The organism is Bradyrhizobium uaiense (assembly GCF_010811875.1).
GTDB lineage: Bacteria > Pseudomonadota > Alphaproteobacteria > Rhizobiales > Xanthobacteraceae > Bradyrhizobium > Bradyrhizobium uaiense.
The window spans coordinates 1-22,097 of sequence record NZ_VKHP01000162.1 but is presented as its reverse complement, the minus strand read 5'-3'; the positions used below and the strand labels follow the sequence as shown (position 1 = coordinate 22,097).

The 22,097-nt window shown below is 64.6% G+C and carries 21 protein-coding genes and 1 pseudogene; 15 read left to right on the top strand and 7 right to left on the bottom strand.

Features of this window, described 5'->3' with window-relative positions:
• Positions 1–78: 78 nt before the first annotated feature.
• Both FNJ47_RS30840 and FNJ47_RS30835 read right to left on the bottom strand, forming a co-directional pair.
• Positions 79–1,089: an aldo/keto reductase gene (locus FNJ47_RS30840; protein WP_163159721.1), complete on the bottom strand. Its 1,011-nt coding sequence runs from the start codon at positions 1,087–1,089 to the stop codon at positions 79–81.
• Positions 1,090–1,113: 24 nt separating this feature from the next.
• Positions 1,114–1,539: a PaaI family thioesterase gene (locus FNJ47_RS30835; RefSeq protein WP_163159720.1), complete on the bottom strand. Its 426-nt coding sequence runs from the start codon at positions 1,537–1,539 to the stop codon at positions 1,114–1,116.
• 93 nt (positions 1,540–1,632) lie between these two features.
• Here FNJ47_RS30835 and FNJ47_RS30830 point away from each other — a divergent pair, with 93 nt between their 5' ends.
• Entirely contained in the window at positions 1,633–2,262 is a 630-nt protein-coding gene (locus tag FNJ47_RS30830) for an NUDIX hydrolase (RefSeq protein WP_163159719.1), read from the top strand.
• A 144-nt stretch (positions 2,263–2,406) separates the two neighbouring features.
• Positions 2,407–3,603 carry a hypothetical protein gene (locus FNJ47_RS30825; RefSeq protein ID WP_163159718.1) on the top strand — a complete coding sequence of 399 codons (1,197 nt, stop codon included), beginning with the start codon at positions 2,407–2,409 and terminating at the stop codon, positions 3,601–3,603.
• Between the two features lie 15 nt (positions 3,604–3,618).
• Here FNJ47_RS30825 and FNJ47_RS30820 read toward each other — a convergent pair whose 3' ends face one another.
• Positions 3,619–3,918 carry a hypothetical protein gene (locus tag FNJ47_RS30820; protein ID WP_163159717.1) on the bottom strand — a complete coding sequence of 100 codons (300 nt, stop codon included), beginning with the start codon at positions 3,916–3,918 and terminating at the stop codon, positions 3,619–3,621.
• Between the two features lie 207 nt (positions 3,919–4,125).
• Here FNJ47_RS30820 and FNJ47_RS30815 point away from each other — a divergent pair, with 207 nt between their 5' ends.
• On the top strand, positions 4,126–4,605 hold the full coding sequence (locus FNJ47_RS30815; protein WP_430649426.1) for a hypothetical protein: 480 nt from the start codon (positions 4,126–4,128) through the stop codon (positions 4,603–4,605).
• 19 nt (positions 4,606–4,624) lie between these two features.
• Positions 4,625–5,521, top strand: a complete 897-nt coding sequence (locus FNJ47_RS30810) for an HpcH/HpaI aldolase/citrate lyase family protein (RefSeq protein ID WP_165445949.1) — start codon at positions 4,625–4,627, stop codon at positions 5,519–5,521.
• A gap of 20 nt (positions 5,522–5,541) precedes the next feature.
• On the opposite strand, the gene FNJ47_RS30805 is transcribed toward FNJ47_RS30810, so the two are convergent.
• Both FNJ47_RS30805 and FNJ47_RS51635 read right to left on the bottom strand, forming a co-directional pair.
• Positions 5,542–6,756, bottom strand: coding sequence for an EAL domain-containing response regulator (locus FNJ47_RS30805; protein WP_163159715.1), 1,215 nt, complete (start codon positions 6,754–6,756; stop codon positions 5,542–5,544).
• Between the two features lie 465 nt (positions 6,757–7,221).
• Positions 7,222–7,415, bottom strand: a pseudogene (locus tag FNJ47_RS51635) (hypothetical protein); the annotation flags it as partial.
• A 147-nt stretch (positions 7,416–7,562) separates the two neighbouring features.
• Between FNJ47_RS51635 and FNJ47_RS30795 the strand changes: the two are divergent.
• The 4 genes from FNJ47_RS30795 (at position 7,563) to FNJ47_RS30780 (ending at position 12,027) form a co-directional block, all read left to right on the top strand.
• Positions 7,563–8,510 carry a TAXI family TRAP transporter solute-binding subunit gene (locus FNJ47_RS30795; RefSeq protein WP_163159714.1) on the top strand — a complete coding sequence of 316 codons (948 nt, stop codon included), beginning with the start codon at positions 7,563–7,565 and terminating at the stop codon, positions 8,508–8,510.
• A 169-nt stretch (positions 8,511–8,679) separates the two neighbouring features.
• A complete protein-coding gene (locus FNJ47_RS30790; protein ID WP_163159713.1) occupies positions 8,680–10,788 on the top strand; it encodes a TRAP transporter permease in 2,109 nt (702 codons plus the stop codon).
• Positions 10,749–11,162, top strand: a complete 414-nt coding sequence (locus FNJ47_RS30785) for a DUF1850 domain-containing protein (RefSeq protein WP_163159712.1) — start codon at positions 10,749–10,751, stop codon at positions 11,160–11,162. Before FNJ47_RS30790 ends, FNJ47_RS30785 begins: the two co-directional genes overlap by 40 nt.
• Before the next feature lie 58 nt (positions 11,163–11,220).
• A complete protein-coding gene (locus FNJ47_RS30780) occupies positions 11,221–12,027 on the top strand; it encodes an SDR family NAD(P)-dependent oxidoreductase (RefSeq protein ID WP_163159711.1) in 807 nt (268 codons plus the stop codon).
• A 5-nt stretch (positions 12,028–12,032) separates the two neighbouring features.
• Here the strand turns inward: FNJ47_RS30780 and FNJ47_RS30775 are convergent, their stop codons facing one another.
• Positions 12,033–13,577: a cation:proton antiporter gene (locus FNJ47_RS30775; RefSeq protein WP_163159710.1), complete on the bottom strand. Its 1,545-nt coding sequence runs from the start codon at positions 13,575–13,577 to the stop codon at positions 12,033–12,035.
• A 159-nt stretch (positions 13,578–13,736) separates the two neighbouring features.
• On the opposite strand from FNJ47_RS30775, the gene FNJ47_RS30770 reads away from it, so the two are divergent.
• From FNJ47_RS30770 to FNJ47_RS30755, 4 genes are all read left to right on the top strand, one after another.
• Entirely contained in the window at positions 13,737–14,531 is a 795-nt protein-coding gene (locus tag FNJ47_RS30770) for a lysozyme inhibitor LprI family protein (protein ID WP_163159709.1), read from the top strand.
• Between the two features lie 199 nt (positions 14,532–14,730).
• Positions 14,731–16,638 (top strand): propionyl-CoA synthetase, encoded by a 1,908-nt coding sequence (locus tag FNJ47_RS30765; RefSeq protein WP_163159708.1) that lies wholly within the window; start codon positions 14,731–14,733, stop codon positions 16,636–16,638.
• 364 nt (positions 16,639–17,002) lie between these two features.
• A complete protein-coding gene (locus tag FNJ47_RS30760) occupies positions 17,003–17,269 on the top strand; it encodes a hypothetical protein (RefSeq protein ID WP_163159707.1) in 267 nt (88 codons plus the stop codon).
• 304 nt (positions 17,270–17,573) lie between these two features.
• The gene (locus FNJ47_RS30755; RefSeq protein WP_163159706.1) at positions 17,574–18,650 is read left to right on the top strand and encodes an acyltransferase family protein; all 1,077 of its coding nucleotides are present in this window, start codon (positions 17,574–17,576) and stop codon (positions 18,648–18,650) included.
• Positions 18,651–18,770: 120 nt separating this feature from the next.
• Here FNJ47_RS30755 and FNJ47_RS30750 read toward each other — a convergent pair whose 3' ends face one another.
• Positions 18,771–19,466 (bottom strand): DUF1013 domain-containing protein, encoded by a 696-nt coding sequence (locus tag FNJ47_RS30750; RefSeq protein ID WP_163159705.1) that lies wholly within the window; start codon positions 19,464–19,466, stop codon positions 18,771–18,773.
• Between the two features lie 229 nt (positions 19,467–19,695).
• Here FNJ47_RS30750 and ispH point away from each other — a divergent pair, with 229 nt between their 5' ends.
• From ispH to rnhA, 3 genes are all read left to right on the top strand, one after another.
• On the top strand, positions 19,696–20,670 hold the full coding sequence (gene ispH / locus FNJ47_RS30745) for a 4-hydroxy-3-methylbut-2-enyl diphosphate reductase (RefSeq protein WP_163159704.1): 975 nt from the start codon (positions 19,696–19,698) through the stop codon (positions 20,668–20,670).
• A 5-nt stretch (positions 20,671–20,675) separates the two neighbouring features.
• Positions 20,676–21,656: a homoserine kinase gene (locus tag FNJ47_RS30740; RefSeq protein ID WP_163159703.1), complete on the top strand. Its 981-nt coding sequence runs from the start codon at positions 20,676–20,678 to the stop codon at positions 21,654–21,656.
• Positions 21,644–22,097: ribonuclease HI (gene rnhA / locus FNJ47_RS30735; protein WP_165445948.1), on the top strand; the 454-nt coding region annotated here is incomplete at its 3' end. The genes FNJ47_RS30740 and rnhA, both read left to right, overlap by 13 nt.

Below are 22,097 nucleotides of genomic sequence, written 5' to 3'. Positions count from 1 at the left end.
CCTCCCCCGCAAGCGGGAGAGGTGGACCCAGTCTGCGGCCGAAGCGATGCGTTGACTTCGCCGTCGCCGTTACAGCGGCTATCCGGTGCGCGCCCGCCGTCCTTCGATCGGGTAGGCCGGATCGTTGAAGCCCGGCGTCGAGGGATGACCGGTGACGACGAGGCGGTCGATCAGCGCTTCATCCTCGGCGGTGAAGCGATAGTCGAGTGCCCGGATGTAGTCGTCCCATTGTGCTTCGGTGCGTGGGCCGGCAATGACGGCGCTGACGAACGACGAGTTCAGCACCCAGGCGACCGCGAACTGCCCGGCGGTGATGCCGCGGCTTTCGGCGTGGCGCTTGATCTCCTGTGCGAGCTGCAGCGATTCCGGCCGCCACTCGGTCTGCATCATGCGCTTGTCGTTGCGCCCCGCACGCGTGTCGGCGGGCGCCGCCGCATCGGGGGCGTATTTGCCCGTCAGGACGCCGCGCGCCAGCGGGCTGTAGGGCACGATGCCGAGGCGGTAATAGGCGCAGGCCGGAAAATGCTCGACCTCCGGCATCCGGTTCATCGCATTGTAATAGGGCTGGCTGGCAATCGGGCGGTCGATGCCGAGCCGGTCGCAGATGTTGCAGATCTCGGCGACGCGCCAGGCGCGATAGTTGGAGACGCCGAAATAGCGCACCTTGCCGGAGCGGATCAGGTCGCCCATCGCGCGCATGGTCTCGTCGAGCGGCGTCGTGTGATCTTCCTTGTGCAGATAATAGACGTCGATGTAGTCGGTGCCGAGCCGCTTCAGGCTCTCGTCGGCGGCCTGCAACACCCAGCGCCGCGACAGCCCGCCATGGTTGGGATCGTCGCCAATCGGGTTGGCGAGCTTGGTGGCGAGGACCCAGTTCGACCTTCTGTTCGAGATCGCGCGTCCGACGACCTCCTCGGACTTGCCGCCGTTGTAAGCATCGGCACAGTCGATGAAGTTGATCCCGGCCTCGCGCGCCTTCGCCACGATCCGAGACGAGGTCGCCTCATCGGTCGGTCCGCCGAACATCATGGTGCCGAGGCAGATCGGCGAAACCTTCAGGCCGCTGCGGCCGAGCTGGCGATATTGCATCGGGCACTCCCCGGAATGACAGGATCAACTCTCGTTCTTCAGAATCTTGAACACGCCATTGGCCATCGCGATGCAGCGCTTGTCGACGGTCACCTCGGCCGTGATGAAGATCAGGCTGCGGGTCGAGCGCACCACGCGCGGCCGCGTCGTCAGGATCTCGCCGATCTTGCCGGCCTCGACGAAATGGGTGTCGAACTGCACCGTCGCAAGCGTCGGCTTGCCCGAGACGAAGCGCGCGGCCATGCCGCAAGCGCGGTCGGCGAAGGTCATGATCACGCCGCCCTGCACGAGGCCGCGGCGATTGTGGTGCTTGTCCTCGGTGATCAGTGCGAGCTCGAGCGCGCCGTCCTTCAACCGTTCCCACAGCGGGCCGATCAACGTCAGGAAGCCCGTGGTTTCGGCGACCTTCCAGCCGTCGGATTTGAGTTTGTCCGCGGCCTTGGCCGTCATGAGGTGAGGATCCGTTGCTTGCAAATGATTGATCGCAGGAGGCATGTCATTCCCTGCATTTCATCAAACGCTGTTGTGTTGTAGTCAAGCTCGATGGCCCGCACATTTGACGATGCCACCCGGCGGAATATCGCAGAGCTCTGCGCCGCGTTCGCGCGTCAGGCCGCGGCCGACACTGCACCGGCGCTGAAGCGCGCCGCGGTCGCGATCGCGCTGACCGAAGGCGAAGACGGAAACGGCACGGCCTTCCTGTTGACCCGGCGCAGCGCCAACCTGCGTTCCCACAGCGCGCAATGGGCGCTGCCGGGCGGACGCTGCGACGGCGGCGAGACGCAGCCTCAAGCCGCGCTGCGCGAATTGCACGAGGAGCTTGGGCTAAAGCTGTCCGAGCGCGATGTGATCGGCATGCTCGACGATTATCCGACGCGGTCCGGTTATCTGATCACTCCGGTCGTGGTCTGGGCGGGCGCGCATGCGGCGCTCGCGCCGAACCCGGACGAGGTCGCTTCCGTCCACCGCATCGGCCTCGATGCGATCGAACTGGAGGACGCGTTCACCTTCGTCACGATCCCCGAGAGCTCGCGGCGCGTGATCCGCTTCCGCCTCGGCGGCCAGCAGATTCATGCGCCGACCGCCGCGCTGATCTATCAGTTCCGTGAGGTGCTCGCCGGCCGCAGCACCCGCGTCGCCGACCTGGAGCAGCCGGTGTTCGCGTGGAAGTGACCGTCATCAACCCGTCGCCTCCACGGCTTTCCTCGGAGAACACTGCATTGTGGCGAAAATTCTGGAGCTGATCGCGGCATCCGGCCGCCTTCAATCCGGACAATTCCGGGCTGACTTCGCGGCGGCGCTTGCTACAACGAGGTCATGCGCCCGCAATTGATTCGCCTGTGTCCTGGATTTGTCGCGCTCGCGCTCGTCGCCGGCGCGCCGGCAGTCCTGGCCGGCGAGTCCGATTCGTTGCCGCCGTCCGTCGCCAATGCGATGGCACAGGCATCGCCGCAGGCGATCATGGACTATCGCCGCAAGCTGCAGGAATACCAGGAGGCGCGCGACGCCTTCGAGCAGGATGCCAGCGCCTATTGGACCGCGATCGCCGACAAGCGCCGCAGCCGCAACGCCAAGCGCCGCGACCGCGTGCAGATCGGGCTGGACGACTACGTGCTGCAGCAGCCGCCGGTCTACGAGGGCCCGAAGCGGCCGGTCAATCCGGCTCCCGAAGAGGAGGGCGGCAAGCCGCCGCGTCCGCCCAAGACGATACCGGTGGTCTCGGATCTGATCAGGGCGGCGGCCGAGCAATTCCAGTTCACGCCGCAGCGGCCGACGAGCGAGGTCGAGTTCAAGCGCGCCTATGCCCGCTACGCACGCGCGGCGGGGCTGACGCCGGAGCAGGCGGTGCGGGTCTATTCATTCGAGACCGGCGGCACCGGCAATTACGACGTGCAGGCGGGAATCGAGCATGGCGGCAAGCGCGCCATCTCCACCGCAATGGGCTACAACCAGCTACTCACCACCAACACCGTCGAGCTATTGGCCGAGCAGGGCCATGAATTCGTGCGGGACCTGACCGAGCGGGTGGCGCGGACGCAGGGGCCGGCGCGCAAGGCGATGGAGCACAAGCTCGCGGTGCTGAAGAGGATGGTCGCCTTCACGCTCACCGTGCCTGACGACTGGTCGGCCCATCAACGGCTCGCCGACACCCCGCAGGGCTGGGCGTGTCATGCCATGGTGCTCGACATCGATGTCGGCCCGATGCTGCAGACCCACAAGCTGCTGACCTCGGTGATCTTCGCGCGCAACAAGGGCTATTCACGGCCGCTGACAGCGGCCGAGCTCGAGATGATGAACCTGACCGGCGACGGCACCGGGCTCGACATGGTGACCATGCCGCAGGCGATGCGTGAGCAGGTGCCGACCTCGAACTTCTTCCAGCGCTCGGGCTACGAGCGCAACCCGGTCGCGATCCGCCACAACACCGTGGCCAAGCTGCTTGCCGTCACCAACGAGCGGATGGACTTCAACAGCAACAAGCCCGGCGCCCGGGAATTGGCCGCGGCGTTCTGACGCCTGCCGGACACGTCATTTCGAGCCGAACATGAATTTGCCGTCGCCCTCGAGATAGGGCCCGGAGCGCATGTAGAGCTGGCCGTTCTGGCCGATGAAGAACAGTGTCCCCCTCGGCACCTTCTTGGCACCCTTCAGCAGCGTGCCGGCATTGTTGGTACCCATCTTGTAGGCCCAGGTCTTGCCGTCCTTGTCATAGGCGTAGCCCATGTCGGACTTCAGCTCCCATGGCGCAGCCTCCTGCGCGAATGAGTATGTCGTCATCGCAGCAAGGGTCGCGGTCGCAATAAAGGTCTTGGTCAAAAAATGCGTCATGATCCACCTCCGGCCGAAAAAAAACGGCATCGTCCCCACGCTTCTGAACAAATCACGAACGCCATTCGCGCGTCAATACGACAATCGGCGAGACCGCTCGTGCAGATCAGCGACTTTGTGATTTCCCGTATCAAGCTTGGCGACTATCTTCGCGTTACCGTTTACAAACGCTTTGATCGGCGGAAACACTACCTGGGGATGATCGCGATGAAGCACGTCATGAAGATCGGTATCGGTGTCGCTCTGTCGTTCATGGCGCTGGCGTCAGTCGCGCAGGCGGACGAGTTCAAGCTCTCCAACAACCAGCGGATCTCCTGCAGCCGCGGCCTCTCGGCCGGCAAGCTCAATACGTCGACGTGCAAGTCCTACGCCTATCTGTTCAACGCCAAGACCTCGGAATACTTCCGCTGCCAGGTTTCGTTGGCGCTGACGCGGGACAACAAGGAGGTCATCAACGTCCAGGCCGACGGCGGCTGCACCAAGAAGCCGCGCATCTTCGAGACCGACGGCAATTATACGTTCGACGCCACCGAGACCGAGCCGCCGAACACCAATTCGTTCTTCGGTCCGGGCGGCTATGCGATCTGGGCCAGCGACGCCAACACCCAGAAGATCCGCGGCTGCATCACCATCTCGTCCGGGCTCGGCTCCGACATCTCGAAATGCCTCGACATGAAGTTTCAGTGACCGCCGCGCGGGCCGCGTGATGCGCAAGCTTCGCCCGGCTCCGCTGTGCCGTTCCTGGTTGTTTCTCGAAGGCGCCAACGAGGCGGTCCTGCAGCATGCGGCCGCCAGCGGCGCCGACTTGCTGATCCACGAGCTCGAGGACTTCACCCCGCCGGCGCTGCGCCCGAAGGCGCGGCGACTTGCCGCCGATCTCTACGCGGCCTGGCGCGACCAGGGCGTGGTGGTCGCGGTGCGCGTCAATCCGCTGGATCAGGACGGCATGGACGATCTCGCCGCCGTGATGCGGGGACGTCCTGACATCGTCGCGCTGCCCAAGGTCGCCGAGCCGCACCATGTCGTCAGGCTGGACGAGGCGGTGACGCGGTTCGAGCGCGACTATGGCATCGCCGAGGGATCGACGGCGCTGCTGCCGAATATCGAGTTCGCGCGCGGCCTGGTGCAGACCGGCGCGATCGCAGTCGTGAGCCGACGTACCATCGGCTGCCTGATGGCCTCCGAAGATCTCGCCGCTGATCTTGGCGCCGAGCGCGGCAGCGATGGCCTCGAGCTGGCCTATGCGCGGCAACGCTTCATCGTCGAATGCCGCGCCGCCAGTGTCGTCGCGGTCGACTGTCCCTACACCTGGAGTGACGCCGCGGGCGTCGAACGCGACACGATCTGGGCGCGACGGCTGGGTTACACCGCAAAGAGCCTGGCCGATCCCGCGCATGCCGCCATCGTCAACCGCGTCCTCACGCCCAGCGAGGATGAGTTGCACCAGGCGGGCAGGATCGTAGCTGCCTTCGAGGCGGCGCGGACGCAGGGCTTCGGCCGCGTCGAACTCGACGGCTCGCTGCTCGAAGTCCCGACCTACTCCAACGCAAAGCGCCTGATCGCGCGCGGCGAGGCGCTGCGCGCGATCGATCGCGAAGCCTAGGCCTGACGCGAGGCCATGCCTCAGGAGGCCGGCTCCTTCTCGGAGAAGTGCATGCGCGAGCGGGCGAACTTCTTGACGCCCATCGGCTTGCCGAACAGGTAGCCCTGGACCTGATCGAAATCCATCTCATGCGCAGCGAGAAAGTCCGCGCGCGTCTCGACCCCCTGGGCAACGACCTGCGCGCCGGCATCGTGTGCGAGTTCCACGATACGCCGGCACACCGTCTGCTTCAGGCGCTGATCCGCGCAGCCGGTGACGTATTGATGATCGACCTTGAGCTGGACGAACGGAAAGTTCGGCAGCCCCAGCAAGGACGGCCAGTTCGCGCCGACATTGTCGATCGAGATGCCGATATTGTGCAGGCGAACCCGTCTCGCGACATCGATCGCCAGGTCCAGATTGTCGATCACCTCGGTGCTGTCGATCTCGATCAGCAGGCCGGCAAAGGCTGCATGATCCGGAATCCGGTAACAGAGCTCGCGCACCGCATCATCATCGGCAAGAAACGAGATCGGCAGGTTGATCGAGAGATTGACCGGTCCGATCTGCTCGAGGAGATAGCGCCAATCCTCGATCGCGCGCTCGATCACGAACTCCGACAGCGCATGAAAATGCGGATCGCCTTCATCGGGGATGAAGTAGGCCGGCGGCACCACGCCCCATGCCGGATGGCGCATCCGGATCAGCGCCTCGGCGCCGCTCGGAACCAGCGTCCGGAGATGAATTTTCTGCTGATACCATAGCTCGAGCCAGCCCGCCTTCAGCGCTTCGGGCACGTCCACCGCCGGACTCGGCGCGGGTTCGAGCGGAAGCAATGACGCAAGACTGTCACGCAGCGTTCCGGCGCTGAACGGCGTGGACAGGGCCGGCAGCATGGCGATGCCGTATTCATCGCCGATCTGCCGCACGGCCTTGACGATGATCGAGTCCGGTTGCCCGATGACGAGCACCTTGCCGCCATAGTCCTTTCTCACCAAAGTCTCGAGAATTTTACTGACTTCGATGCCGTCCACGGACACGCCGAGCACCAGAAGATCGGGCCGTTCCGCGTCCAGCACGGTGTCGAGTTCCAATGCCTGGCCGCATTCACTGGTGATGAAGCCGAGGTCTTCCAGCGCCTCCGCGAGGAAGGTTCGAAGGTGCTTTTTGCTGTCCGCAATGCATGCGCGCGGGGTCAGCTTGCGATGTCCGAACCATCCGGCTCGTGCCTGTGTGATGTGGCTGATGTGATTCATGCCCCGCCTTATCCGTAATTACCCCGGCTTGACTCGTACATCTAAGACCCGCGGCAATCATGGAAATTTCGGGCTCATACATTGATTGCCTCGCTAACCTTAAAGGAATCAATTCGAATCAAATGATGCAGGAATCGCTGCGTCTCACCGCCTTTGCACGTGCAACAAATGCGTCATCTGACGTTCATGAGCGCGATCGCGGCCGACTTCGGAGGTCGGCAGAAACATTGCGCGCGTGTTTCATCGAGAGACGGCGTTAATGACTGTGTTGTCGTGTCGATGCAGACGCGAAATTGCACCGTTGTCGGACATCAGATCGCGTCACGCGAGCGATGCGCTGAGTCGTCGAGGCCGCATCGCGGATCATCGGTTCTGCGATGCCGATGAGTTGTGTGTGACGTCACCGATGCCACGCGTCGCGTCTCCGGCCTCAACGCGCAGGAGCCGCGCGACCTGGTGATCGATGGCTGCGGCTGCGATCGACATCACCGAGCCGATCGAGGCCTCGTCCCACTCCGTTCGGTCAGGAGGCAGATCGCAAGAGAGGGCCCGAGCCCGTCCCGCACGTCGGCGAGGAAGAAGTTCAACGCGTCAAGCGCGCGCTCAACGGTCGTCGTCCCGGACGGCTGCAAGTGATACCTCGCGGCGGGATTGCGCATCTCAGCCCGCTCGTATGCGTAGAGTTCCCGCGCTGGTAAGGTGATGCTGCTGTTCGGGATTTCAGCCCGGCATGCGTCATTTGGATGGGTTGACCCGGCGGGGGCGTGCGGCCAATTTCCGGCCCGGCTTAGGGGAGAATAATGCTGATGAATTCCAGGTTGATGGCTGCCGCGATCGCGGCAGCCAGTGTTTTGGCCGCGCCCGTCGCGCAGGCCCAGCAGTTCATTAACGTGCTCACCGGCGGCACCTCGGGCGTCTACTATCCGCTCGGCGTCGCGATCGGGAAGATCTACGGCGACAGGATCCCTGACGTGAAGACCCAGGTTCAGGCGACCAAGGCCTCGGTCGAGAATCTGGTGCTGCTGCAGCAGGGCCGTGGCGAGATCGCCTTCACGCTCGGCGATTCGCTGAAGGCCGCCTGGGAAGGCGACGCCGAGGCCGGCTTCAAGAACAAGCTCGACAAGCTGCGTACCATCGGCGCGATCTATCCGAACTACATCCAGATCGTCGCGACAGCCGAAAGCGGCATCAAGACGCTGGCCGATCTCAAGGGCAAGAGCCTGTCGGTCGGCGCGCCGAAGTCCGGCACCGAGCTCAACTCGCGCGCGATCCTCGCGGCCGCCGGCATGAGCTACAAGGATCTCGGCAAGGTCGAGTATCTGCCGTTCGCCGAATCGGTCGACCTGATGAAGAACCGCCAGCTCAGCGCCACGCTGCAATCCGCAGGCCTCGGCGTCGCCTCGCTGAAGGACCTCTCGACCTCGAGCGAGATCACCGTGGTCGCCGTGCCGAAGGAGACCGTCGACAAGATCGGCCCGCCCTTCGTCTCCGTGATCATTCCGGCCAATACCTATACCGGCCAGGACAAGGACGTGCCGACCGCTGCGGTCGTGAACTACCTCGTCACCTCGAGCGCGGTGTCGGACGATCTCGCCTACCAGATGACCAAGCTGGTCTATGAATCGCTGCCGGAACTCGCCAATGCCCACGCCGCGGGCAAGGAGATCAAGCTCGCGGCCGCCGCGACCGGCAGCCCGGTGCCGCTGCATCCCGGCGCGATCCGCTATTACAAGGAAAAGGGCCTGATCAAGTAGGAGCCTCGAAAGACATATTCGCCGTCATGCCCGGGCTTGTCCCGGGCATCCACGTTTTTCGGCAACGGTCGCTCAAAAGACGTGGATGGCCGGGACAAGCCCGGCCATGACGAATTTGGCGGCAGCCCAAATGCTATAAGCGCCGCGGGCACGGCGGGGGACTTATTCAATGCAGCAGCAGGTTGCGGGCGAACAGCCCATCAAGGTTGAATTCGACAATTTCGAGCATGGCTTTCCGGAAGGTTTTGGCCCCGGCGCCTGGGGGCATCTGGCCTATGCCATCGGTCTCGCCTTCGCAGTGTTCCAGCTCTATGTCGCAGCCTTCAACTATTTGCCAAGCCAGGTGGTGCGCGGCGTCCATGTCGGCTTCCTGATCCTCCTGACCTTCGGCCTGATCGGCAATTTCACCGCGAAAACCGATTTCGGCCGCGCGGTGAGCTGGATCGTCGGCGCGAGCGGCTTCCTCTGCGGGCTCTACCAGTGGATCTTCTATGCCGATTTGATCGCACGCGACGGCGATCCGACCAACACGGATCTCGCAGTCGGCACGCTGCTCGCGGTCCTGATCTTCGAGGGCACGCGGCGCCTGATGGGGGCGGCGCTGCCGCTGATGTGCGGCGCCTGTCTGCTCTACTGGTTCTTCGGGCAGCATCTGCCGTCGCCGTTCAATCATCGCGGCTACGATTTCGACCAGATCGTCACCCATCTCTCGTTCGGCACCGAAGGCTTCTACGGCGTGCCGATCTACGTCTCGGCGACCTACATCTTCCTGTTCATCCTGTTCGGCTCGTTCCTCGAGCGCGCCGGCATGATCCAGCTCTTCACCGATGTCTCGCTCGGCCTGTTCGGGCGCACCCGCGGTGGCCCGGCCAAGGTCGCGGTGTTCGCCTCCGGCATGATGGGCACGATCTCGGGCTCCGGCGTCGCCAACGTCGTCACCGTCGGCCAGTTTACGATTCCATTGATGATCAAGTTCGGCTACCGCCGCGCGTTCGCCGCCGGCGTCGAAGCCACCGCCTCGATGGGCGGCCAGATCATGCCGCCGGTGATGGGCGCGGTCGCCTTCATCATGGCGGAGACGCTTGGCGTGCCCTATTCGGAGATCGTCAAGGCCGCGGTGATTCCGGCGATCCTGTATTTCGCCTCGGCGTTCTGGATGGTGCATCTGGAAGCCGGCAAGCATGGTCTCGTCGGCATGAAGCGCTCGGAGATCCCGAGCGCCTGGAAGGCGCTGGTGGCGCGCTGGTACCTGGTGTTGCCGCTCGCGGCTTTGGTCTACATGCTGTTCGAGGGCTTCACGCCGCTCTATGCCGGCAGCATGGGGCTTGCGCTGACGGTCGCGCTGATCCTCGGCGCCAGCATCACGTTCGGCTTCTCCAACACGATCGTGCGCACCATCTTCTGGATCGGGCTTGCGCTGGTGGTTGCCGCGGTCTCGCGCCACGGGCTTGAGATCGTTCCGGTCGCCGGCGTCGTCGCGGGGCTGATCGTGATCGCGGCGATCACACGCGGTGGCCGCGCCACGCTGAGGGCTTGCCGTGACTCGCTCGCCGACAGCGCCAAATCGGCGCTGACCGTCGGCATGGCCTGCGCCATCGTCGGCACCATCATCGGCATGATGACGCAGACCGGCGTCGGCACCATCTTCGGCAGCTGGATCATCGGGCTCGGCGCCAAGAGCCTGTTCCTGGCGCTGATCATGACCATGCTGCTGTCGATCCTGCTCGGCACCGGCATCCCGACCATTCCGACCTACATCATCACCGCGGCGCTCGCGGCACCGGCGCTCGCCAAGCTCGGCGTGCCGCTGATCGCAAGCCACATGTTTGCGTTCTACTACGGCATCATGGCCGATCTCTCGCCGCCGGTGGCGCTCGCGGCATTGGCGGCGGCGCCGATCGCCAAGGAGAATCCGGACAAGATCGGCTGGGAGGCGATGCGGATCGCGCTCGCCGGCTACGTCATCCCCTTCATCTTCGTCTACTCGCCGGCGCTGATGTTGCAGACCAACGATCCGATGGTCGCCCAACTCGGCTTCTACGGCGCGGTGGCGCTGGCGACCTTCAAGGCGCTGGTGGCGATCGCCCTGTTCGGCATCGTCGCGATCGGCTTCCTGTTTACGCGGCTGACCTTCATCGAGATCGTGGTTGCCTTCGGCGCCGCGCTCTGCCTGCTCGGCGATTTCCGCTTCTCGGATACGGCCGGCTTCACGCTCGCCGCAGGCGTCGTGCTCTGGCAATGGCGGCGGCGCCCGCGCGATGCGGTGGCGGCGGCTTGAGCCTCTGCCTCGCATCCGCCGGAGTCGTGAAGGCGCTGTCGATTGCCGCCTTCACGCTCGCCTGGATGCATTCGATCGAGAAGACCGCCTGGCAGGAAGACTGGCTGGTCGCGCCGGCCGGGCTGACGTTGCAACAGGCGCGCATCAAAGGCACGGGCGCCGGCATGGAGCCGCCGCCGGAGGCGCGGCTCGTCGATGGCTGGTTTCAATGGTCTCCGCCGCCCATGCCAAGGCCGGAAGTGGTGTTCGGCAATTCCGGCGCCGCGGGCGAATGGCATCTGTGTCACGCGGGACGCTGCCAGACGCTATCGGAGATTTTCGGACATCCGATCGGTGCTAATGTCACCACGATGCGTGTTTGCAAGAATCCGTAGCCAGGATGGAGCGCAGCGTAATCCGGGCTCCAATGACAACAACAAGGGAGAAAGACCGATGGATCGGCTCAAGGGCAAGGTTGCGATGGTGGTCGGGGCGGGTTCGATCGGGCCGGGCTGGGGCAATGGCAAGGCGACCGCCGTCAGCTTCGCGCGCCAGGGCGCCAGCGTGTTCTGCGTCGATCGCAACGGCGCGGCAGCCGAAGAGACCGTCGCCATCATCACCGGCGAGGGCGGCAAGGCGGCGGCGTTCACCGCCGACGTCTCGCGCGCCGGCGAGGTCGAGGCGATGGTCGCGGCCTGCCTGAAGGCCTATGGCCGCATCGACGGGCTCGACAACAATGTCGGTATCGCCGAGGTCGGCAGCGTGGTGGAAGTTGCGGAAGCCGAGTGGGACCGCGTCTTCGCGGTCAATCTCAAGAGCGCCTATCTGTCGATGAAGCACGTCATTCCGGTCATGATCAAGCAGGGCGGCGGCTCGATCATCAACATCTCCTCGATCGCCTCGATCCGCCATGTCGGCATTTCCTATGTCAGCTACAATGCCAGCAAGGCGGCGATGAACCAGATGACGCGCTCGACCGCAGTCGAGTTCGCTTCGAAGCATGTTCGCGTCAACGCGATCCTGCCCGGGCTGATGAAGACGCCGATGGTGGCGCATTCGGCGGGTCTGGCGCAGAGCTACGCCAAGGGCGATGTCGAGGCGATGTGGCGTGCCCGCGACGCGCAGGTGCCGATGGGGCACATGGGCGACGCCTGGGACGTTGCCAACGCCGCGCTGTTCCTCGCCTCGGACGAATCGAAATATGTCACCGGCATCGAGCTCGTGGTCGATGGTGGCATCACCTCTAAATCGGGCGCCTGAGAAGGCTAAGCCTCGACGCTGAGCTCGGCGCGGTCGAGCTCTTCCTCGACCAGATGGAACGCGTCGTCGCCGATGGTCTCGGTGCGGCGCAGGCCGAGCAGCGCCTGACGTCCTGCCGCGATGGCGCGGCGGCGCAGCGGATCGGCCGGCAACTCCCGAGAGGTCAGGCCACCAGCCGGATCATTTTCCGCGCGCAGCAGCACGGCGCGGTATTCGAGCCGGAGTATCTCGGCCTCCTCCGATGGGTCCGCGTCGATCGCGTCGAGCGCGGCGCGAAATGCCACGCTGCGAGCATGGGCAGCCTCGCGTCCGACCGGATCGTCGTCGGCGAAATTCAGCGCCAGGATCAACGGCCGCAAGGTCAGGCCCTGGATCACCAGCGAGCCGAGCACCACGGCGAATGCCGTCAGCAGAATCAGGTCGCGATAGGGAAACCATTCAGGCAGCGCAAACGCCGCCGCGAGTGTGACGATGCCGCGCATGCCGCACCAGGACACGATGAAGCCGCGCTTCAAGGTCGGCACCGCGTCGACCACATGGGCGGGCAGCCAGTCGCGCGCCTTCAGCGTGCGCAACAGGACGCCGTAAGGCATCACCCAGAGGATGCGGGCGAGGATCACGACGGCGAGGATCGCGGCGGCAAAGCTGCAATATTTCCACCGCACCTCGGCGTCGAGCTCGGACCAGATCGGGCGCAATTGCAGGCCGATCAGCATGAAGGCCAGCACGTTGAGCACGAAGACGACGGTTTCCCACACCGCATAGGACGACACACGCAGCCGCGCCGAAGTGCGGGCCGGCGCGGTGCGGGCGATGGTGATCGCATAGGCGATGATGGTGAGGATGCCGGACAGCCCGAGATGCTCGGCGACGATCCACACCATGAAGGTGCCGCCGAATTGCGTGATGATCGCGCTCGGCGCCTCGGTGATGCGGCGGGTGATCATCATCCAGACCCGCGCGAACAGATAGCCGGCGGCGAGGCTGCCGACCAGCGCGACCGCGATGGAGGGTACGAACTCGCGGATCTTCATGTGCTCGGCGGCGACGAGGCCGACCGCGACGCGATAGATCAGGAGCGAGGTGGCATCGTTGAGCAGGCTCTCGCCCTCGAGGATCTTCTGGATCCGGTAGGGCAGGCTGACCTGGCGCAGGATCGCGGTGGCGGCGGCTGCGTCCGGTGGCGCCACGATGGCACCGAGCGCAATCGCAACCGGCCAGGGCATGTCCGGGCGCAGCCACCGCGCGACCACGGCGACTGCCACTGTTGTGACGCCGACCGCGACCACCACCAGCGTCGAGACCGGCAGCCAGTTGTTGCGGAGATCGCGCAGCGAGGTGTCGAAGGCGGCATCGAGCAGCACGGGTGCCACGAACAGCGCCAGCGCCAGTTTCGGTTCCAGTGCCCAGGTCGGGGCCCACGGCAGCAGGGTCAGCAGCACGCCACCGAGCGCAAGGAAGGTCGGATAGGGCACCTTGATCCGCCGCGCCAGCGCCGACAGCGCCACCGCTGCGAGCAACAGGCCGATGATCCATTCGAATGTGAGCAAGGTGAACCCCCAAAAGTGCGGCTACAAGTGCGGCGCCAAGTGCAGCCGATCGTCGCAATTGACGTATAATCCAGCGTGTGGTTTTGCGCCAAATCGCACTGCCGGAAATCGGAGTCGGCGCTTCAGGCGCAAGTGAGGGATGTCTTGTCGGTGAGTGGAATGCGACGCAACTCTGCCAATCTGACCTTCAATCCGGCCTTCAATCTGATCCCGGCATTGCTGTGCGTTTGCCTGTCGGTCGCGCTGCCATCAGGCCGTGCGCGTGCGGCGAGCAGCGAGCCCGGCAAGGACGTGCAGGCCGATGCAGGGCCCTGCATGGCCGCGGCGGCGGCAGCCGACGACGACAAGACCATCGAGGTCTGCGGCGCGCTGATCGACAATGAGAAGGCGGCAAGGCCGGATCGCATCAAGGCCCTGACGGTGCGTGCGGGCGCGTATGACCGCAAGCAGATGATCGACCGCGCGATCGCCGACTACGACACCGTGCTCAAGCTCGATCCGTCGCTTGCCGATGTACACAATGCGCGCGGCGAGCTGTGGCGCCGCAAGGGCGACCGGCCGAAGGCGATCATGGATTTCGGCGCCGCCGTCAAGCTCAACCCCGATCACGCCGCCGCCAAGGCCAACTACAAATCGCTGTCGCTGGAACTGGAGCGGATCGGCGCCTTGATGGCGGTCGCCGGCAAGCCGAGCTTCGATTGCCGCAAGGCGCGCCGGCCGGTGGAGAAGGCGATCTGTGCCGATCCCGCGCTTGCCGATCTCGATCGCGAGATCGGCGCATCGACCTTTCGAACCGTCCGCGAGGCAAAGGACCCGCGCCAGGCGCGCGAGCTCCGGCACGCGCAGGATGACTTCATCGCTCGCCGCAATGCCGAATTCGGCAAGCCGGGTTACGACCTGCAAAAGGCGATGCGCGAGCGGCTGCAGCGGATCAACGGGGCCGACGGCTACTAGGGCTTCGTTCCGATTGAATCGGAACGAAGCTCTAGATTCTTGTTTTGACCCGTTTTCTTCGCGCGAGCCGGTACCCGCTTCGCTCAAAAACGCCATGGGTCGACCCGGCCGAAGGTCGCGGTCATTTCGGCTTGAAACGCGGCCGCTTCCCGTGACAATGGTCGGCAAATGACGCGCGACCGCGCGAGGGAGAAACGCGATGAACATCCAGCAGGGCCGGTATCATGAGGTGCATGCCCGCTCGCTTCGGGACCCCGAGGGGTTTTGGGCCGAGGCGGCGCGCGAGATCGACTGGATCGAGCCGGCCAAGAAGATTTTCGATCCTGCGACGGGCGCCTATGGACGCTGGTTCACCGGCGCCGTGGTCAACACCTGCTACAACGCGCTCGATCGCCATGTCGCCGGCGGCCGCGCCGACCAGGTCGCGCTGATCCACGATTCCCCGCTCAGCAACACGATCACCAAATTCACCTATTCCGAGCTGCTGAAGGAAGTGCAGGCGCTCGCCGCGATCATGCAGGATTACGGCGTCACCAAGGGCGATCGCGTCATCCTTTATATGCCGATGGTGCCGGAAGCCGTGGTCGCGATGCTCGCCTGCGCGCGGATCGGCGCGGTGCACAGCGTGGTGTTCGGCGGCTTCGCGGCCAAGGAGCTCGCGACCCGCATCGACGACGCCAAGCCGAAGCTGATCTTCTCGGCGAGCTGCGGCCTCGAGCCCGGCCGCATCGTGCAGTACAAGCCGCTGCTCGATGAAGCGATCCGCCTCGCCGGCACCAAGCCCGAGACCTGCATCATCCTGCAGCGGCCGCAGCATGGTTGCGAGCTCACCACTGGCCGCGATCATGACTGGGCGACGCTGCGGCGTGCCGCGCTCGACGCCGGCAAGGCCGCGCCCTGCGTGCCGGTCGCCGCCACCGATCCGCTCTACATCCTCTACACCTCGGGCACGACCGGAATTCCGAAGGGCGTGGTGCGCGACAATGGCGGCCATCTCGTCGCGCTGAAATGGTCGATGGAAAATCTCTACGGCGTGAAGCCCGGCGAGATCTGGTGGTGCGGCTCCGACATCGGCTGGGTGGTCGGCCACTCCTACATCGTCTACGGCCCGCTGATCCACGGCGCGACCTCGATCATGTATGAGGGCAAGCCGGTCGGCACGCCGGATGCCGGCGCGTTCTGGCGCGTGATCTCGGAGCACAAGGCGGTCGCATTCTTCACCGCGCCGACCGCGTTCCGCGCCATCAAGAAGGAAGACCCGGAAGGCAAGCTGCTCCGGAGTTACGACCTCTCGTGCTTCCGCACCCTGTTTCTCGCCGGCGAGCGCGCCGATCCGCCGACGGTGGAGTGGGCCGAGCAGCAGCTCAAGGTGCCGGTCATCGATCACTGGTGGCAGACCGAGACCGGCTGGTGCATCGCCGGCAATCCGGTGGGCTTGGGCATGCTGCCGGTCAAGCATGGTTCGCCGACGGTGCCGATGCCGGGCTATCAGGTCGACATCGTCGACGAGGCGGCCAAGCCGGTCCCCGCAGGCACGATGGGCTCGATCGTGATCAAGCTGCCGATGCCGCCGGCCTGCCTGCCGACGCTGTGGCAGCAGGACGATCGCTTCCGCGACGCCTATCTCTCGGAATTCCCCGGCTACTACAAGACCTCGGACGCCGGCTACAAGGATGAGGACGGCTATGTCTGGGTGATGGGCCGCACCGACGACATCATCAATGTCGCCGGCCACCGGCTCTCCACCGGCGGCATGGAGGAGATCCTGGCCTCGCATCCCGACGTCGCCGAATGCGCCGTGCTCGGGGTCAAGGATGCGATCAAGGGCGAGGTGCCCTGCGGCTTCCTGGTGTTGAAGGCCGGCGTCACCAAGGCGCCGGATCAGGTCGAGAAGGAGGTCGTGGCGCTGGTGCGCGAGAAGCTCGGGCCGGTCGCCGCATTCAAGCTCGCGATCACGGTGGCGCGGCTGCCGAAGACCCGCTCGGGCAAGATCCTGCGCGGCACCATCAAGAAGATCGCCGACGGCGAGCCCTGGACCATGCCGGCGACGATCGAGGACCCGAAAGTGCTCGACGAAATCGGCGAGGCGCTGAAGGGGAAAGCGTAGCGCGTCGTTTTGGTTTGCTCTGCGCGCTTCCGGATAGACCGCCTGTGCGGCTACCCCTCTCCCTAACCCTCCCCCGCAAGGGGGGAGGGAACCCCTCCGCCGTTGCCTCCCTCACGTAAGATGAGTTGAGGGGCGTGCGGTTGATGTTGCGCTCCGTGAGGTGGGCACGCGGGTCAGGCTCCCTCCCCCCTTGCGGGGGAGGGTTGGGGAGAGGGGTGGCCCCGGGCGAGATGATCGATCAGGGCGCGAACCGGCAATCGGCCCGCTCACCTGCGAAACGCATCCGGAAGCAAAATGGCCTTGATTTTGATGGATTACCGGGGCATCCCGGCCTTCCAACAGGCCACCAGATACGGACCCACGGATGCGATCCATTTCCGCACGCGCGCCCCTTGCATTGCTGCTTGCACTGCCGCTCCTGGCCGGCTGCCTCGAACGCGGGCGGTCACCGATCGCCGAGAGCATGGGCGATGACAATCAGTATTGTCAGGCCAGGGCTGCGGTCGGCTCGCCGGAATATGTCGCCTGCCGCAAGGATCGCGACGTGCAGCGCCAGAATGCCGAAGTCCGCTCCGACCGGCGGCAGCGCGATCTCGGCGAATACATGATGAACCATCCGGACGTGCACTAGTGTGCTGAATGCGAAGTTCGTGCGATTTCGCGGCAGCCGCTTTCACGAGCTTCGCATTCATAAAGCACACTAGAATCATAAGTTTGCTAGTGTCCTTATCGAATCCGAAGTTCGTTCCGAAAGTGCGGCAAATGATGCGAACTTCGGATTCGGGACACTAGGTGCCGTGGTTATTGCCCGGCCGATAGGGTACGCGTGACCGCCGCCGAGCCCAATTCCTGCAAGGTATCGGCTCGCCGCATACGAAAATGAGCCCCTGTTTTGGATGAGACCTGATCCTGTGCTTGTTGAAGGCGAGCTCGCGTTGAAACGTGACAGGATCGGAGAGCTCGACGGGCTGCGCGCGATCGCGCTGTTGATCGTCGTCGTCTGGCACTATTTCGGCACGCCGGACGGGCCGGAAGGCTGGCCGTGGAAGCTGCTGCATGTCGGCCGCTTCGGCGTCGATCTCTTCTTCATTCTGTCCGGCTATCTCATCACGGATATTCTGCTGCGACACCGCGCGGCCGAGCGATATTACTCGGCCTTCTACGGCAGGCGTGCGTTTCGCATCTGGCCGCTCTACTATTTGATGTGCGGTGTCGCCCTGATCGGCTGGTATTTTTCGCTAAGCCCGCACTTGTTCGATACCAGGGGCGTTCCCGGCTGGCTGTATCTCTTCGGCTTGCAGAATTTCGGAATGGCCAAGGCCCAGACCGATGGCGCTTACTGGCTGGCCGTCACCTGGTCGCTCGCGATCGAAGAGCAATTCTATCTGCTGTTTCCGCTGCTGGTCCGGAACATTCCGCCCGAGCGGCTATTCGCGATCCTGCTCGTGCCAATCCTGATCTGCCCGATCGGGCGCCTGATCGATAGCCCGCTGCCGGACCTTTACGGCTGGTATGTGCTCCCGCAATTCAGGTTCGATTCGCTGGCGATCGGGGCGCTGATCGCCTGGTGGCGTCTCTATCGCAAGCCGGATGCCGAGGTCTCCAGACGCGTCGCAGACATCCTGAAATGGTCTAGTCTTTCGCTTCCCCTGCTGTGGCTGTTCGGATGGAAGCGCTGGTCGGTGGCGTTGTCACACACCCAGGTCGAGATCTTCTTCGGCTCGCTGCTGTTCGTCGTCCTGGACAATCGCGGCTCGCCAAAACTCGCGCTGCTGCGCAGCTCGGTCGCGAACTTCTTCGCCAAGACGTCCTACGCGGCGTATCTCACCCACCATGTCATCGCGTACCTGCTGTTCGCCGTGCTCCATCAACCGAGGACGGTCGCGAGCCTCGCCGGCGTCTCGCTGACCTTCGGCGCGCTCGCGTTGACGTTCGGGCTGTGCGCCCTGAGCTATCGATATTTCGAACGCCCGCTGCTCGACTTCGCCCACCGGCGCTTCACGTTCGGGTAAGCGAAAGCGGCTACTGGCGCGCCGCCCGCGGAATCAAGACTATCCGTGCTCCCAAACAAAAACGCGGCGGGTTGTCCCGCCGCGTTCTGTATTCCGGTCTTCGCGTTGCTTAGGCCGCGCTTACTCTTCCTCGTCGTCGTGCTTCTTGCCGCCGATCGTCTTCAGCTTGGCGAACACGGCATCGACGTTGAGATCGTCGTGCTTCTCGATCGGCTGATCGTCCTCGTCCTTGCGCGTGGTCTCGGAGGCCGGCAGCAGCGTGGCGCCGCCGTAGACCGTCGTGGTTGGCTTCTCCTTGGCGGCGCGCTGTACCTCGAAATCGAGCTCGATCTGCGAGCACAGGCCGAGCGTCACCGGGTCCATCGGGGTCAGGGTCGAGGCATTCCAGTGGGTGCGGTCGCGCACGCTCGCGATCGTGGTCTTGGTGGTGCCGACCAGGCGCATGATCTGGGCGTCCTTCAGCTCCGGATGGTTGCGTACCAGCCAGAGGATCGCGCTCGGCCGCTCATGGCGGCGCGACACCGGGGTGTAGCGCGGGCCCTTCTTCTTGGCGGCGGTGGGCAGCACCACCTTGCTCTCCTGGAGCCTGAGGCGGTAGTTCTGGTCGCGCTCGCCGCGCTCGATCTCCTCGCGGGTCAGCTGGCCGTTGGAAATCGGGTCCATGCCCTTGATGCCCTGGGCGGCGTCGCCGTCGGCGATGGCGCGGACCTCGAGGGGGTGCATTTTGGTAAAATCGGCCACCTGATCGAAGGTCAGGGCGGTATTATCGACCAACCACACGGCAGTCGCCTTCGGCATCAGCGGTGCGTTGCTCATGGCAAATCTCCTTTGTGCTTCGCCCACCTCTGTCGAGGCGAAGCTGGTAGTCATCGGCGATGACGGGAATTATGGGGCCTATATAAGCCCTCAGGGGGGAATGGCGCAATGGGCCAGCAAAATCGCCTTGACAGCGCCCGAAAGCAGTCCCAAGTCCTTACCTTAACTGGCCGTTCCCCGCCCGCCGGCGAGGGGTGATTCGGTCCCGAGATTGCCCCGAGACAGCCTGATGTCAGCGAAAAAACCCGATCTTAGAATCGTGCTTTGTTCCCCCCGCGGCTTTTGCGCCGGGGTGGTCCGCGCCATCGACACGGTCGAACGCGCGCTCACCATTTATGGTGCCCCGGTCTATGTCCGGCACGAAATCGTCCATAACAAGTACGTGGTGGACAGCCTGAAGACCAAAGGCGCCATTTTCGTCGAGGAATTGGCCGAAATCCCCGACGATACCAACGCGCCGGTGGTGTTTTCGGCCCACGGTGTTCCGAAATCGGTTCCCGCCGAGGCGAAATCCCGCAATTTCTTCTCGCTGGATGCGACCTGCCCGCTGGTGACCAAGGTCCACCGCGAGGCGGCGATCCATTTCAAGCGCGGCCGCGAGATCCTCCTGATCGGGCACTCCCATCACCCCGAGGTCGTCGGCACCCTGGGCCAGCTGCCGGAAGGCGCCGTGACCCTGATCGAGACGGCCGAGGATGCCAAAACCTTCGTCCCGAAGGATCCCGACAACCTCGCCTTTGTGACCCAGACCACGCTGTCGATCGACGACACCGCGGAGATCGTGGCGCTGCTCAAGCAGCGCTTCCCGAACGTCAACGGCCCGCACAAGGAAGACATCTGCTACGCCACCACCAACCGCCAGCTGGCGGTGAAGAAGGTGGCGCCGGTGGTCGATGCCCTGATCGTGGTCGGCGCGCCGAACTCGTCGAACTCGCAGCGCCTGCGCGAGGTCGCCGAGCGCGAGGGGTGCCCCATCGCGATTCTTGCCCAACGGGCCAGCGACATCGACTGGGATCGCTTCGAAGGCATCACGAGCCTCGGCATCACGGCGGGCGCTTCTGCCCCAGAAGTGATCGTCGAGGAGATCATGGGCGCCTTCGCCGAGCGTTACGAACTGCACGTGGAAACGGTCTCGGCCGCGGAAGAGAACGAGTTCTTCCCGCTTCCGCGTTCGCTGCGGCCTGACGCTGCCGCGGCGGAATAGACCATATGGCGGTCTACACCGACGTTGCCGCCGAAGACCTCGCGGAATTCCTCAAAAGCTACGACATCGGCGAATTGCTCTCCTACAAGGGCATCGCCGAGGGCGTCGAGAATTCGAACTTCCTGCTGCACACCAGCCAGGGCGCCTACATCCTCACGCTCTATGAAAAGCGCGTGGCGGAAGACGATCTGCCGTATTTCCTGTCGCTGATGGCGCATCTCGCCGAGCGCGGCGTGTCGTGCCCGCAGCCGGCGCGGAACCGCAAGGGCGAGGTCACCAGCCGGCTCGCCGGCCGGCCCGCGGCGATCATCAACTTCCTCGAGGGCGTCTGGCCGCGGCGGCCGAACGTGGCGCACTGCGCGGGTGTCGGCGAGGCGCTGGCGAAAATGCATCTCGCGGGTGCCGACTTTCCGCTGGTCCGCAAGAACCCGCTGTCGGTCTCCGGCTGGCGTCCGCTGTTTGCTCTCGCCGCCGCGCGAGCCGACAGCGTGCAGGCCGGATTGCACGACTTCATCGCGCGCGAGCTCGATCATCTCGAGGCCTCGTGGCCGTCGGATCTGCCGGTCGGCGTGATCCATGCCGACCTGTTTCCCGACAACGTCTTCTTTCTCGGCGACAGACTGTCGGGCCTGATCGACTTCCCGTTCGCCTGCAACGACATCCTGGCCTATGATGTCGCGATCTGCCTCAACGCCTGGTGCTTCGAGCCGGATCATTCCTTTAACGTCACCAAGGCGCGCGCGCTGCTCAAGGCCTATGGGCGCGAGCGGCCGTTGTCGGCGGCGGAAGAGGCCGCGCTGCCGCTGCTCGCGCGGGGCGCGTCGATGCGCTTCCTGCTGACGCGCCTGGTCGATTTCCTCAACGTGCCGGAAGGCGCGCTGGTGCAGCCGAAGGATCCGCTGGAATACGTCCGCAAGCTGCGCTTCCAGCAGAATGTCGCTAGCCTCAACGACTACGGCATCACGCCGGCAGGATGCGCGGCGTGAGCGACAAGCCGCATGTGATCGTCTTCACCGATGGTGCCTGCTCCGGAAATCCGGGACCGGGCGGCTGGGGCGCGATCCTGAGATTCGGCGACGTCGAGAAGGAATTGAAGGGCGGCGAGGGGCACACCACCAACAACCGCATGGAGCTGATGGCGGCGATCTCGGCGCTGGAAGCCCTGAAGAAGCCCTGCGTGGTCGACCTCACCACCGACAGCCAGTACGTCCGCCAGGGCATCACCGGCTGGATCCATGGCTGGAAGCGCAACGGCTGGCGCACCGCCGACAAGAAGCCGGTCAAGAATGTCGAGCTGTGGCAGCGCCTCGACGCCGCGCTGAAGCCGCATGAGGTGCGCTGGCACTGGATCAAGGGCCATGCCGGCCACGCCGAGAACGAACGTGCCGATGAGCTGGCGCGCGAAGGCGTCGCGATGGCGAGGTTGA